General features: G+C 74.4%; 13 protein-coding genes. 2 read left to right on the top strand and 11 right to left on the bottom strand.

The features are described from left to right. Nucleotides 1-198 precede the first annotated feature (198 nt). Nucleotides 199-630: a nuclear transport factor 2 family protein gene (locus tag CO540_RS01360; RefSeq protein ID WP_091573955.1), complete on the top strand. Its 432-nt coding sequence runs from the start codon at nucleotides 199-201 to the stop codon at nucleotides 628-630. Nucleotides 631-677: 47 nt separating this feature from the next. On the opposite strand, the gene CO540_RS01355 is transcribed toward CO540_RS01360, so the two are convergent. Further along, nucleotides 678-2,045, bottom strand: a complete 1,368-nt coding sequence (locus CO540_RS01355; protein WP_099160568.1) for an acetyl/propionyl/methylcrotonyl-CoA carboxylase subunit alpha — start codon at nucleotides 2,043-2,045, stop codon at nucleotides 678-680. An 89-nt stretch (nucleotides 2,046-2,134) separates the two neighbouring features. Continuing rightward, nucleotides 2,135-3,847, bottom strand: coding sequence for an acetyl-CoA carboxylase carboxyl transferase subunit alpha (gene accA / locus CO540_RS01350; RefSeq protein WP_099160567.1), 1,713 nt, complete (start codon nucleotides 3,845-3,847; stop codon nucleotides 2,135-2,137). Between the two features lie 179 nt (nucleotides 3,848-4,026). On the opposite strand from accA, the gene CO540_RS01345 reads away from it, so the two are divergent. Then, nucleotides 4,027-4,560: a flavin reductase family protein gene (locus CO540_RS01345; RefSeq protein WP_099160566.1), complete on the top strand. Its 534-nt coding sequence runs from the start codon at nucleotides 4,027-4,029 to the stop codon at nucleotides 4,558-4,560. A 62-nt stretch (nucleotides 4,561-4,622) separates the two neighbouring features. On the opposite strand, the gene CO540_RS01340 is transcribed toward CO540_RS01345, so the two are convergent. The 9 genes from CO540_RS01340 to CO540_RS01300 form a co-directional block, all read right to left on the bottom strand. After that, nucleotides 4,623-5,660 (bottom strand): LLM class flavin-dependent oxidoreductase, encoded by a 1,038-nt coding sequence (locus CO540_RS01340; protein ID WP_099160565.1) that lies wholly within the window; start codon nucleotides 5,658-5,660, stop codon nucleotides 4,623-4,625. Nucleotides 5,661-5,675: 15 nt separating this feature from the next. Further along, nucleotides 5,676-6,404, bottom strand: coding sequence for an SDR family NAD(P)-dependent oxidoreductase (locus CO540_RS01335; RefSeq protein WP_099160564.1), 729 nt, complete (start codon nucleotides 6,402-6,404; stop codon nucleotides 5,676-5,678). Nucleotides 6,405-6,485: 81 nt separating this feature from the next. Further along, entirely contained in the window at nucleotides 6,486-7,169 is a 684-nt protein-coding gene (locus tag CO540_RS01330; protein WP_091573949.1) for a hypothetical protein, read from the bottom strand. Nucleotides 7,170-7,288: 119 nt separating this feature from the next. Beyond that, on the bottom strand, nucleotides 7,289-7,645 hold the full coding sequence (locus CO540_RS01325) for an antibiotic biosynthesis monooxygenase family protein (RefSeq protein WP_099160563.1): 357 nt from the start codon (nucleotides 7,643-7,645) through the stop codon (nucleotides 7,289-7,291). A 15-nt stretch (nucleotides 7,646-7,660) separates the two neighbouring features. Then, nucleotides 7,661-8,794, bottom strand: a complete 1,134-nt coding sequence (locus CO540_RS01320; protein ID WP_099160562.1) for an acyl-CoA dehydrogenase family protein — start codon at nucleotides 8,792-8,794, stop codon at nucleotides 7,661-7,663. Between the two features lie 47 nt (nucleotides 8,795-8,841). Then, nucleotides 8,842-9,657, bottom strand: a complete 816-nt coding sequence (locus CO540_RS01315; RefSeq protein WP_172967775.1) for an AfsR/SARP family transcriptional regulator — start codon at nucleotides 9,655-9,657, stop codon at nucleotides 8,842-8,844. A gap of 421 nt (nucleotides 9,658-10,078) precedes the next feature. Next, nucleotides 10,079-11,008 (bottom strand): MBL fold metallo-hydrolase, encoded by a 930-nt coding sequence (locus CO540_RS01310; RefSeq protein ID WP_099160561.1) that lies wholly within the window; start codon nucleotides 11,006-11,008, stop codon nucleotides 10,079-10,081. Beyond that, nucleotides 11,005-11,973: an aromatase/cyclase gene (locus CO540_RS01305; RefSeq protein WP_099160560.1), complete on the bottom strand. Its 969-nt coding sequence runs from the start codon at nucleotides 11,971-11,973 to the stop codon at nucleotides 11,005-11,007. Before CO540_RS01305 ends, CO540_RS01310 begins: the two co-directional genes overlap by 4 nt. 27 nt (nucleotides 11,974-12,000) lie before the next feature. Then, a complete protein-coding gene (locus CO540_RS01300) occupies nucleotides 12,001-12,255 on the bottom strand; it encodes an acyl carrier protein (protein ID WP_098744382.1) in 255 nt (84 codons plus the stop codon). Between the last annotated feature and the right edge of the window lie 58 nt (nucleotides 12,256-12,313).

The raw sequence follows: 12,313 nt of genomic DNA, 5'->3' as shown, positions 1-12,313 counted from the left end.
ACGGGCCACTCGGTTCGGCGGATGACCGTCCGACCTTCGCGCGGCGGCCTCGAGCCGGCGTCGAACCGGCCTGGAACGCCCGGCCGCTGGCCGCGTTCTCGAGGACGGTTCGAGCCGGGCCGGGCACCGTGGGGCCGTGGTCGGCCGGGCCACGGCGGCGACCCGCCGCCGCCCCCTCTCGATGGGACGAGGAGCACGATGATCGGTACGCAGAGCCTCACCGACCTGTACGTCGAGGTCCAGCACTTCCACGCCCGCCAGATGCAGCTGCTCGACGGCGGCGACTTCCCGGCGTACGCGGCGACGTTCACCGAGGACGGCGAGTTCACCCACACCCCGCAGCAGCCGCCGGCCCTCGGCCGGGACGGCATCGTCGCCGAGCTGAACCGGTTCCACCAGCGCTTCGCCGAGGACCCGGTGATCCGGCGGCACTGGTTCAACCAGCTCTGGCTGGAGCCGCGGGAGGACGGGTCGGTCCAGGCGACCTACTACGCCCTGGTGGTCACCACCCGGCCCGAGCGGAACGTGACGATCGCGCCGAGCTGCGTGGTGCGCGATGTGCTGGTGCGCGACGGCGAGGGCAACCTGCTCGTCCGCTCCCGCACGGTGGACCACGACCGGCTGGCCTGAACCGGGCCGGACCCCGGGGCGACGCGCCGTCGCCCCGGGACCGTCGGTCACCGGTCCGCCGCCACCGCCTCGGCGCCGAGGAGCCGGTCCACCAGGGCGGTGTCGTGCTCGGCGGCCCGGAACAGCGGATGGTCGACCACCCGACGCAGGAAGTCCCGGGTGGTGGCGATCCGGTGCCCGGTCACCCGGGTCTCGTCGAGGGCCCGCAGCATCCGCGCGATGGCCGCGTCCCGGTCCGGCGCCCACACGACCAGCTTCGCCAGCAGCGAGTCGTAGTTCGGTGGGACCCGGTAGCCGCTGTGGGCGTGCGTGTCGACGCGCACGAACGGGCCGGACGGGGCGACGAACTCCTCGATCAGCCCGGGGGTGGGGGCGAAGTCCCGCTCCGGGTCCTCGGCGTTGAGCCGGCACTCGACGGCCACGCCGCGGGGACGGATGTCGTCCTGGGTCAACCCGAGCCGCTCCCCCGCCGCCACCCGCAACTGCTGCTGCACCAGGTCCACCCCGGTGACCATCTCGGTCACCGGGTGTTCCACCTGGATGCGGCAGTTGACCTCCATGAAGTGAAACCCGCCGTCGGGGTCGACGAGGAACTCGAAGGTGCCCGCCCCCACGTAGCCGACCGCCCGCGCGCCGGCCACCGCCGCCGCGCCCATCCGCTCGGCCAGCCCCGCCGGCAGGCCCGGCGACGGCGTCTCCTCGACCAGCTTCTGGTGCCGGCGCTGCACGCTGCAGTCCCGCTCGCCGAGGTGGATCGCGTTGCCGTACGCGTCGCAGAGGACCTGGATCTCGACGTGCCGGGCGGAGCGCAGGTAGCGCTCGACGTAGACCCGGCCGTCACCGAAGAGCATCTGCGCGGTGGCGCTGGTCCGCCGGTGCACCTCGGGGAAGTCGGCCGAACGGGTCACCACCTGCATGCCCCGCCCGCCGCCGCCGGCCACCGCCTTGACGATCACCGGGTAGCCGATCCGGTCGGCCAGCGCGTGCGCCTCCTCCGGGCCGAGCGGGTCGAGGCTGCCCGGGAGCAGCGGCAGGCCCGCCGCCTTCATGATCGCCCGGGCCGAGCCCTTGTCACCGAGCTTCGCCATCACCTCCGGCGGCGGACCGACCAGCACGATCCCCTCGGCCGCGCAGGCCTCGGCGAAGTCCGGGTCCTCGGAGAGGAAGCCGTACCCGGGGTGGACGGCCTCCGCCCCGCAGCGCCGGGCCGCCTCCAGCACGGCCGAGGCGCACAGGTAGCTCTGCCGGGGCGGCGGTGGTCCGATGTGCACCGCCTCGTCGGCGAACCGGACCACTGCCGAGTCCCGGTCCGCGGTGGAGTGCACGGCGACCGTGCGGATGCCCAGCTCCCGGCAGGCGCGGGCGACCCGGAGGGCGATCTCGCCCCGGTTGGCGATCAGGACGGTACGGAACACGGCTCTCCCTCGTGCGCTCCACGCCGCCCGGTCGGGCGGCGACGGTGCCGACGGGCCCGGGTCGGGTCGGTCGGCGGCGATCCGGACGGTCAGCGGCGCGGGCCGGTCATCGACCGCAGCTCCGACTCCACGGTCAGCGCGGAGCCGTACTGGCGGAACCGGCCCCGCCGGTCGGCGCGCAGCTGCGCCGGCGTGAGGCCGTCGAGTTCGCGCAGCGCCTCCGCCACGGCCCGGCGCAGCGCGTCGGCGGCGGCCGACGGGTCGGCGCCGGTGCCGCCGTCGGGTTCGACCAGGACACCGTCGACCACGCCGAGGCGCAGCAGGTCCCGGGCGGTCACCCGGAGCGCGGCGGCGGCCCGGGGCGCGGCGGCCGGATCCTTCCAGAGGATCGCCGCGCACCCCTCGGCCGAGATCACCGAGTAGACCGCCGAACCGAACGCCAGCACCCGGTTGGCCACCGCCAGGCCGAGCGCGCCGCCGCTGCCGCCCTCGCCGATGACGACGGTGACGACCGCGACGGTGAGCGAGGACATCAGCCGCAGGTTCTCGGCGATCGCGACGGCCTGCCCGCGCTCCTCGGCGTCCGCGCCGGGGAACGCGCCGGGCGTGTCCACGAGCGTCACCACCGGCAGCCGCAGCTTCTCGGCCAGCCGCATCAGCCGGGCCGCCTTGCGGTAGCCCGACGGCATCGGCATGCCGAAGTTGCGGCGCGCCAGCTCGGCGGCGGTGTGGCCCTTCTGCTGGCCGATCACCACCACCGGCCGTCCGGCCAGCCGGGCGACGCCGCCGACCACGGACGGGCAGTCACCGGAGATCCGGTCGCCGTGCAGCTCCAGGAAGTCGGTGAACGCGGTGGCCAGGTAGTCGAGCGTGGTCGGCCGGCTCAGGTCGCGGGCCCGGCGGACCTGCTCCCACGCGTCCGCCTCGGGCAGCCGGTGGGGGTCGCGCACCGTCGCGGCGGCGTCCGGGGCGGGGGCCGGCTCCGGCGTGCCGGCGTCCGCCGCCGCCCGCAGCAGCCGCCCGATCTCGGTACGCAGCCGCGCGCGCGGCACGATCCGGTCCACCACGCCGCGCTCCCGCAGGAACTCGGCGGTCTGGAACTCCGGCGGCAGCTTCTCCCGGATGGTCTGCTCGATGACCCGGCGGCCGGCGAAGCCCAGCCGCGCGCCCGGCTCGGCCAGGATCACGTCGCAGAGCGTCGCGAAGGAGGCGGCCACCCCGCCGTACGTGGGGTCGGTGACCAGCGAGACGGTGAGCACGCCGGCCTCGTCGAGCTGGCCCAGCGCGGCGGCCGTCTTGGCCATCTGCATCAGCGACAGCACGCCCTCCTGCATCCGGGCGCCGCCGGAGGCGGAGACGATCACCAGCGGCGTCCGCTCGGCCAGCGCGACCTCGGCGGCCAGCGTGATCAGCTCCCCCACGGCGCTGCCCAGGCTGCCGCCGAGGAACCGGAAGTCCATCACCGCCAGCACCGCCGGGGCGCCGCCGATGCGACCCCGCGCGCAGAGCACCGCCTCGTGCAGGCCGGTGCGGGCCCGCGCCTCGGCCAGCCGGGCCGGGTACGGCACGGTGTCCACGAAGCCCAACGGGTCCTCGCTGCGGGCGTCCAGGTCGAGCGGCTCGTAGCGGCCGTCGTCGACCAGCAGCGCCAGGCGCTGGCGCGCGGTCAACGGCGTGTACCGGCCGCACTCCGGGCAGACGTACAGGTTGCGCTGCCAGCGCCGGCCGTACACCGGCGTGGCGCAGCCGGGGCAGAGCACCCAGCGGGGCTCCTCCAGCGTCCGCTCGACCGTCTGCGTCATCGCTCCCACCCTCCAGGCACGGCACCGGGTCACGGGCCATCCGACCCTGGCGCGCTCGAACACCGACCGAGGATCGCTGGTGCCGGAGCGTCCGACCCCGGTTCGACCCGCCTTCGAGCACCGGCGGCCAGCGTGGTGCGGGAGGTTCGCCGCACCCGACCGGAAGCAGAGGAACCAGGATGATCCCAGCGGATTCGCGTGAGCGGGCCGACGCCCGCCGGGAGGCGCTCGACCCCGCCGACTTCCGGGCCGCCATGGCGTCCTTCCCGACCGGCGTCACCGTCGTGACCACCCGGGACGCCGACGGCGTGCCGTACGGCTTCACGGCCAACTCGTTCTGCTCGGTGTCGCTGGAGCCGCCGCTGGTGCTGGTCTGCCTGGCCCGCTCGGCGCACTCGTACCCGGTCTTCGCCGGCTGCGAGCGGTTCGCGGTGAGCATCCTGCAGAGCCACCACACCGAGCTGGCGCGGCGGTTCGCCAGCAAGCGGGAGGACAAGTTCGCCCAGGGCCGGTTCCGGCGCACCGCCGGTGGGCTGACCGTGGTCGACGGCGCGGCGGCGGTGCTGGAGTGCGACCGCTACCGGCAGTACGAGGCCGGCGACCACGTGATCCTGCTCGGTCTGGTGCGGACGGCCCAGCTGGCGCCCACCCGCGACCCGGTGCTCTACGTGGAGCGCACGTTCGGCACGGTGGGACCCGCGATCCGGCGGTGAGTCCGGACGGACCGACGGGGAGCGGCCGGTGGACCGGCCGCTCCCCGTCGTCGACGTCGCCGTCAGTCCTCGGCCAGCCCGGCCCGGCGCAGCGCCTGCGCCGCGCGGCGCAGGATCGCCACCCGGCCGGCGGTGTCGGTCGCGGCGGCGGACACCATGACGCCCAGCGTGGTCACGCCGGCCTCGGCGTACTCGCGCATCCGTCCCGCCACCCGGTCCGGCGGCCCGACCAGCGCGGTCTGGAGCACGAAGCCCTCCGGCACCGCCGCGCCGGCGGCGACCCGGTCGCCGGCGAGGACCAGGTCGTGCACCTTCTCCACCTCGCCGACGTAGCCGAGGCGCCGGGCCAGCGCGACGTAGACGTTGCGTTCCGGGTCGCCGATGCCGAGCAGGTACGCGTACTGGCCGCGGACCAGGTCCACCGCCTCGGTCACGTCGTCCGCGATCGCGGTCGGCAGGCAGGGCAGCGTCTCGAACCCAACCATCGTCCGGCCGACGCGTTCCCGGCCGGCGCGCACCTGGCCGATCGCCTCGGCGGCGAGCGCCGGCGAGGTGAACACCCCGATCCACCCGTCGGCGATCTCCCCCGCCAGCCGCAGGTTCTTCGGACCGACGGCGGCCAGCCAGATCGGCAGGTCAGCACGGAGCGGGGTGGTGAGCAGGTGCAGCGGCGCGCTGCCCGCGCCGTCGCGGGGCAGCCGGAAGTGCCGGCCGGCGTACCGCACCGGGCCGCCGCGCAGCGCGGCGCGGACGATGTCGACGTACTCCCGGGTGCGGCGCAACGGCTCGTCGAAGGGCACGCCGTACCAGCCGTCGGAGACCTCGGCGTTGGAGACGCCCAGGCCGAGCCGGAACCGCCCGCCGCTGAGCGCGTCCAGTGTCGCCGCGGTCAGCGCGGCCAGTCCCGGTGTCCGCGCGGGGATCTGCATGACCCCGGAGGCCAGGCCGATGCGGTCGGTGCTCGCGGCCACCGCGCCGAGCAGGCTGGCCGCCTCGGAGCGGTATCCCTCGGGCGCGAGCGCGACCGCGTATCCCAGCTCCTCGGCGGTGCGGGCGAGCAGCGCGGCGTCCTGGTAGACGAGGTTCACGGCGAGCTTCATGCGTTGCCTCCGGCTTCAGATGAGGTGGGCGCCGCCGTCGACCAGGACGACCTGGCCGGTGACGTAGGTCGCGGCGACCAGGCCGGCCACCGCCTCGGCGACGTCCTCGGGCCGGCCGACCCGGCGCAGCGGGGTGCTCTCCCGGACCTTCTCGGCGATGGCGGTGAACGACTCCGTCCACGGCGTCTCGATCAGGCCGGGCGCGACGGCGTTCACCCGGACCCGGGGCCCGACCACGTTGGCCAGCAACCGGGTCAGGTGTTCCACAGCGGCCTTGCTGACCGCGTACGGGATGGAGCTTCCGGCGGGCCGGCTGCCCGCGACGGAGGACACGTTCACCACGGCGCCGGCGCCGGTCGCGGTGAGGTGCGGCATCGCGGCGACGGTGGTCTGCCAGGTGCCGATCAGGTTGAGGTCGAGGATCTCCCGCCACACCTCACCGGTGGCGGCGGCCAGGTCGGCGTGCGGGATCAGGCGGGTCCGGCCGGCGTTGTTGACCAGGACGTCGAGGCGGCCGTACGTCTGCACGGCGGCCTCGACCAGCCCGGCGGAACCGGCCGGGTCGGCGACGTCGGCGGCGAGGTAGACGGCGTCGGGCAGTTCGGCGGCGAGCTTCTCCCCCGCCTCCCGGGACCGGGCGGAGTTCACCACCACGCGGTAGCCGGCGCCGCCGAGCCGGCGGGCCACTGCGGCGCCGATCCCGGACGAGGACCCGGTGACCAGTGCGACGGGCTTGTCGGTCATGTCCTGCTTCCTTTCCGCGTACGGACGGTCGGACGACGCGGGCGCCGGACCAGGTCCGGCGCCCGCCGTGGTGCCGGTCGGTCATCCGATGGTGGTGCTGGTGAACACCACCGGGGCCGCCGGGTTGCAGTCGAACGGCCGCTCCACGCCCTCCAGGTCGGTGCGGACCCAGGTCCAGGACGGGTCGGTCAGGCTGGTCCCGCCGGTGGTGGTCCGGGCGGTGCCGCTCGGGCCGGAGAGCAGGTAGACGGTGACGGTCGGCAGGTCGAACGGCACGCTGGCGGGCAGCGGGCCGGTCTCGGTGATGGTGAGCACCCGGGTCGACCAGTCGTACTGCGCCTGCGGCGGCGTGGTCAGGTTCTTGCCGCCGGAGAGGGTGTGCCAGACGTACCAGGCGTTGTCCGGCAACTTGTACCTGACCTTGACGGTGCGCACCTGCTGGTTGAACTTCGGGTCCGGGGTCCACTCCTGCGGGTCGAGGGTGACCGCGAACGGCCGGTACGGCGCCACCTTCTGCGGCGCCGAGGCGGTGAAGGTGAGGCTGAACGGCACCGTCGTCGACCCGCCCGGGAAGGTGACGTAGCAGCTGTAGTCGACCGGAACGGTGCCGGTCACGGTCGGCGGGAGCAGGTTGTCGGCGGCCGCGCCGGTCGGGGCGACCGCACCGGTGGTGGCGGCGGCCGGAACCGGTGTGGCGGCGAGCCCCACCGCGCCCAGCGCCGCCACCGCCAGCAGCCGGCGCTTCCAGGTCGTGCGAGTGGTCATTGCGGTCCTCTCGATTCGGGGTGAACCCGGGCGGCGTCCGTGCGCCGCCGGGCGCGCAGCAACGGTCGCAGCGGCCGGTCGAGGCCGGCTCGACGTCGCGTCCACAGGGGACGTACGGATCAGGCGGGTTCGGTGACGGCGGCGGCCGGGATGCTGCGGGCCAGGGTGTAGCCGGTCATCTCGGGGCCCTGCACACCGGGGATCGCGGCCAGTGCCGCGCGCAGCGCGCCGGCGCGCGGGTTGCGCTTGAACGACTCCCGGTACGCCTCCTCGCTGGCCCACTGCGCGTAGTTGACCAGCCGGGTGCCGTCGGTACTGACGTGGTAGTTGGCGGAGATGAAGCCGGGACAGTGCCGGACCCACTCCTGCACGTCGGGGACGAGCAGGTCGAGCAGCTGGCGCTGCTGCTCCGGACCGTCGGTGCGGAGCGTGACGATGGCGATGAATCCGGCGTCCGGCCGGGCGGGGTCGACCACGGGGTCCTCCTTCGGTCAGGGGCGGTGCCAGGCCTGCGCGGCGTAGGCCGCGGCGGCGGGGTCGAACTGCAGGACGACGTGACTGGCCGCGGCGTTGGCGTCCCGCCAGGCGCGTTGCAGGGCGTTGCCGTCGGCCTGGGCGCGGGTGCCCGCGGCCCGGAACAACCGGTCGACGGCGCCGACCAGCAGGTCCACGGCGAACGCGCAGTCCCGGCCGTTGCGTGCGGTCTCCAGCGCGCCGACCGGCCCGCCGTCGACGACCGCCGCGACCCGGTCCAGCAGCAGGCGGGCGGCGTCGATCTCGGCCGCCGAGCGGGCCAGGACCGCGTCGTAGCCGGGGCCGCCGGTGATGCCGTTCGCCGGGGCGGTGCGCACCTTCTCGGCGATCCACGACGTCCACACCTTCAGCGCGCCGGTCGCCGTGCCGAGGATCGGCGCCGCGAACCCCAGGCCGTTGGCGGCCTTGAGCGGCACCCGGTGACAGGGCGCGTCCGCCTCGGCCGCCGTGCCGACGGTCAGCACGTCGCGGGTGAAGGACATCTCCGCGGACACCCGCACGTCGTCGAGGACGAGCGTGTTGCTCCCGGTGGCCCGCATGCCGACGGTGAACCAGGTGTCCTCGATCGTGTACGCCGCCCGGGGGACGGCGAAGAAGCGCGCCTGCGGCCCGCCGTCGGTCCGGACCATCGCGCAGACCAGCGCCCAGTCGGAGAACTCGATCGCACTCACGTACGGCCACCGGCCGGTGAGCCGCCAACCGCCGTCGGAGGGCGTCGCCTCACCCAGCGGCATCAGCGCGCCGACGATCAGCGGATCGGGACCGTCGCGCCACAGCTCGGCCTGGCCGGCGGCGGGCAGGTAGGCGGCCATCCGGCCCAGGCCGGCGGTGAGTGAGGCGTACCAGGCGGTGGAGGCGCAGCTCTCGCCGATCGCCGCCACCGCCCGGGACACCTCGGTGAACGTCCCGGCGTCGCCGCCCCAGCGGGCCGGCACGAAGTGCCGGGCGAACCCGGCGTCGAGGACGGCCCGGACCACCTCCGGGTGCAGTCGCCGCTCCGCCTCGGCGGCGCCGGCGCGCTTGCCGGCCAGATCGGCGACCTGCTCGGCGGCGGCCCGCAGACCGTCTCGTTCGGACAATTGATCGCGCACGTCCTGCCTCCTCCTGGTACGGACGACTGGCGGTCGCCCGTACCGTGTCAGGAGGGGCTCGAGGACAACTCGACGCCGGCTCGGTCCCGGTCGGCGGGCAGCGGCAGGTGACCGATGTTCAGCAGCTCCAGCTGGAGTTGCTGGACCTCCGGGGTGGGCAGGACCCCCAGTTCCTCGTCGAGGATGCGACGCAGGTCGTGGTAGGCCTGCAACGCCTCGGCCCGCCGGCCGGACCGGTTGAGCGCGGTGATGAGCTGCGCGTGGAACCACTCGTTGAGCGGGTAGGCGCAGACCAGCGCACGCAGCTCGGGGATCAGCTCCCGGTGGCGGCCCAGTCGCTGCTCGGCCTCCATCCGCAGCTCGATCGCCCGGATCTTCAGCTCCTCCAGGTGGGTGATCTGGCCGCGCAGCACGGTGCCGGCGGAGACGTTGGCGAGCGCCGCGCCGCGCCACAGGTCGAGCGCCTCCCGCAGCACCCGGGACGCCTCCTCCAGGCGACCGTCGTCGAGCAGCGTGCGGCCACGGCGGGTGAGCCGGGTGAACACGGCGGCGTCGACCTCGTCCTCGGTGACGTCGACCAGGTAGCCGGGCGGCCGCGTCACCAGCAGCTCCCGGTCCGGCCGCACCAGCTCCTGCTGCGCGAAGATGCGCCGGGCGTGGTAGACGTACGTCTGCAGCGTGGTCACCGCGCTGCGGGGCGGGTGGTCCGCCCAGAGTTCCTCGACCAGCGCGCCGACGCTGACGATCTCGTTGGGCCGGATGAGCAGCAGGGCGAGCACCTGGCACACCTTGGGTGTGCTCAGCGTCGCCGCCCTACCGTTGTCGGCGACGATTTCCAGCGGACCGAGCAGATTGAAGCGCACCTTGATTCCCCCGAGCCAGGCGTTGTTCACGGACAATTAAGGCCGATCGGCACTCGCACCTTCCCGTCGCACTCGCAATTCCCACGACGGGGGCCGAACCGGCATTCCCCCGGTGCATTCACACCTGTCGACAATCATAGATGGGGGATGGGACACCCAACGAGGCGTGACCGACGCCACAACCATTTCGGACAGTTGCGTTGACCTGGGAGTTCGGTCGAGGTCGGTGATTTGTGCCGGGCTCGCAACACACTATCCGACAGAAGTTCCAAACGAGCGCCGGCGAAAACCGGGCCGCCCGACACATCTGCCGACACAATTTTACCGACCGGAAATACTCTCCCCGACGAACGGGGCAGGCGAATGCCGGGGGCGGTCGTCGCGTTTCACGCGAACCGCCCCCGGCACCGCGGTCGGCCGGTCAGGCCCGGCACTCGGGCAACTGACCCCCGTTGAAGTCCACCATTTCCTGGAAAATCGCCACCACGTCCAACGGGCGACCACGGGCGCCGCCGCGCACCTCGTCGTACGCCCGGTGCAGGTTGCCCACGGTGCGCTCGGGGTCCAGCAGGTGGGCGAACTCGCCGGGGCCCGCCTCGCGCGCCGCGCGCAGCGGCGACCAGCCCTGCGCCACCCCGTGCCGGGCGACGTCGAGCACGAACCGCAGGTACCGCTCGGTCAGGTCGAACACCTCCGGTCCGGTCACCGCGCCGTGACCGCAGACCACCGTCGCCGGCCGCAGCTCGCGCAGCCGCCGCACCGCCGCCAGCGCCCCCTCGATGGAGCCCATCAGGTTGAACGGGGTGCAGCCGGAGAGCACCACGTCGCCGGCGAAGAGCACCCGCTCGGCCGGCAACCAGGCCACCACGTCGTTGGTGGTGTGCGCGGGCCCGACGTGGAGCAGGTCCACCCGCCGCTCCCCCTGGTGCAGGGTCAGCGCGTCACGGAAGGTCAGCGTGGGCAGCACCACCCGCACGTCGCCCCAGTCCACGTCCGGCCAGAGCCCGGTCAGGGCGAGCCCGGTCTCGGCCATCTCCACCCGGGCCCGCTCGTGGGCCACCACCGTCGTCCCCGGGCCGAAGGCGGCGTTGCCGAAGGTGTGGTCGCCGTGGTGGTGCGTGTTGACCACGACCCGGCCCGGGCCGGCGCCCAGGGCGTCCACCGCCTCGCGCAGGCGGGCCGCGCGCGCCTCGGTCGCCGCCGTGTCCACCACCACGGCGCCGTCGCCGCCCACCAGGACACCGGCGTTGTTCAGGCACCATCCGCCGTTGGGCTGGGTGAAGGCGTAGACGCCGTCGGCGACCTCGGTCAGCCGACCGGCCGGCGCGACCGGCGTGGTCGGGGCGCTCACCGCGCCGCCGCGTCGGCCGCTCGCCGGGCGGCGGCGAACTCGCCCGCCCGGGCCAACGTGGTCCGGCTGTTGGCGCCGAGCGCGTCGCGCACGTACGCCCGGGCGGCGGCCAGCGGGTCCGCGCCGCCGAACCGCGCGGTGGCCGCCTCCGGGTCGACGAGCACCAGGTGCCGGGCGGTGGCCTCGGTCGCGCCGTCCCGGTCGGCGAAGGTCCAGGTGCCGCTGTGTCCGAGCAGCAACTGCGGCACCTCCAACTGCTTGTAGGCGATCAGGTCGGTGGCGCGGCAGACCCGCACCGAGCGGGTGCGGTGGGTGGAGCCGTCCCCGGTGACCGTCTCCATCTCCAGCGTCTGCGACCCCGGCTCGTCCTCGGTGAGGCGGACCCGCCGCACGTGCGGCAGCCGTTCCGCCCACCGGTCCGCCCGGTCGACGAACTCGAAGGCGTCCGCCGGGGACCCGGGCAGGGTGACCGTGTCCGCGAACTCGACCACGAGCTCGCCCACCGGCCGGGCCAGGCCGGCGACGCGGGCCAGCGCCGCCAGCTCGGCCGGGCTGTTGCGGTCCACCGCCGTGCCGACCCAGTTCAACGCGTCGGGATCGTCGTCGACGACCGTGAACTCGTGGCTGAGCCGGACCTCGGTGCCGCCGCCGGACGCCGGGCGGAACAGCCACTCGCCCCGCATCGAGGCCACCGGCGCCTGGCTGCGGTCCTGCGCGAACCGGATCCGCAGGTCGACCGGGTCGAGCACGCGGCTCGACGTCCAGGTGCTCACCCGGTCGTTGACCATCGCCCAGATCCGGAACCGTTCCCGGTCCCCGTCCCGGCCGAAGTGCTCGACGTGGACGGTCGGCCCGAAGACCACCGGCCATCGACGCACCTCGGCGACCAGTTCGAAGACCTGATCGGGCGACCCCGGCACCACCGCGGTGTGCTCGGTGCGCCGGCTCCGGCTCGATCCACTCATGACGGTGACCTCCCTTCGTCGGCGGGTTCAGGCCGTGGCGGCGGCCGTGTTCACCGCGTCGAGGACGGCCTTCGGGGTCCCCAGGTCCATCACCTGCTCGTCCGGCAGGCGCACCCCGAAGCGCTGCTCGATCCGGGCCGCGGTCTCCATCAGGGCCAGCGAGTCGTATCCGAGGTCCTCGAACGGGACGTCGGCGATGTCGCCGCTGACGTCGTTCGAGTCGTCCTCGCCGGCGCACTCGACGAGGATGTCGCGGAGGTCGTCCAGAGTCATCAGGGGCATGTCGTCTCTCCTCGGTCGGCGAACCGGCGCCGGGCGGCGCCGGGTCGGAAATGCGGAG

It is taken from the genome of Micromonospora sp. WMMA2032, assembly GCF_002688545.1.
Taxonomy (GTDB): Bacteria; Actinomycetota; Actinomycetes; order Mycobacteriales; family Micromonosporaceae; genus Micromonospora; species Micromonospora sediminicola.
This window is presented reverse-complemented; position numbering and strand designations above follow the sequence as displayed.

What these genes read in the sequence shown, in the direction of transcription:
- CO540_RS01360 (WP_091573955.1), top strand. Translation starts at nt 199, where the DNA reads ATGATCGGTACGCAGAGCCTCACCGACCTGTACGTCGAGGTCCAGCAC.
- accA (WP_099160567.1), bottom strand. Translation starts at nt 3,847, where the DNA reads ATGACGCAGACGGTCGAGCGGACGCTGGAGGAGCCCCGCTGGGTGCTC.
- CO540_RS01345 (WP_099160566.1), top strand. Translation starts at nt 4,027, where the DNA reads ATGATCCCAGCGGATTCGCGTGAGCGGGCCGACGCCCGCCGGGAGGCG.
- CO540_RS01340 (WP_099160565.1), bottom strand. Translation starts at nt 5,660, where the DNA reads ATGAAGCTCGCCGTGAACCTCGTCTACCAGGACGCCGCGCTGCTCGCC.
- CO540_RS01335 (WP_099160564.1), bottom strand. Translation starts at nt 6,404, where the DNA reads ATGACCGACAAGCCCGTCGCACTGGTCACCGGGTCCTCGTCCGGGATC.
- CO540_RS01330 (WP_091573949.1), bottom strand. Translation starts at nt 7,169, where the DNA reads ATGACCACTCGCACGACCTGGAAGCGCCGGCTGCTGGCGGTGGCGGCG.
- CO540_RS01305 (WP_099160560.1), bottom strand. Translation starts at nt 11,973, where the DNA reads ATGAGTGGATCGAGCCGGAGCCGGCGCACCGAGCACACCGCGGTGGTG.
- CO540_RS01300 (WP_098744382.1), bottom strand. Translation starts at nt 12,255, where the DNA reads ATGCCCCTGATGACTCTGGACGACCTCCGCGACATCCTCGTCGAGTGC.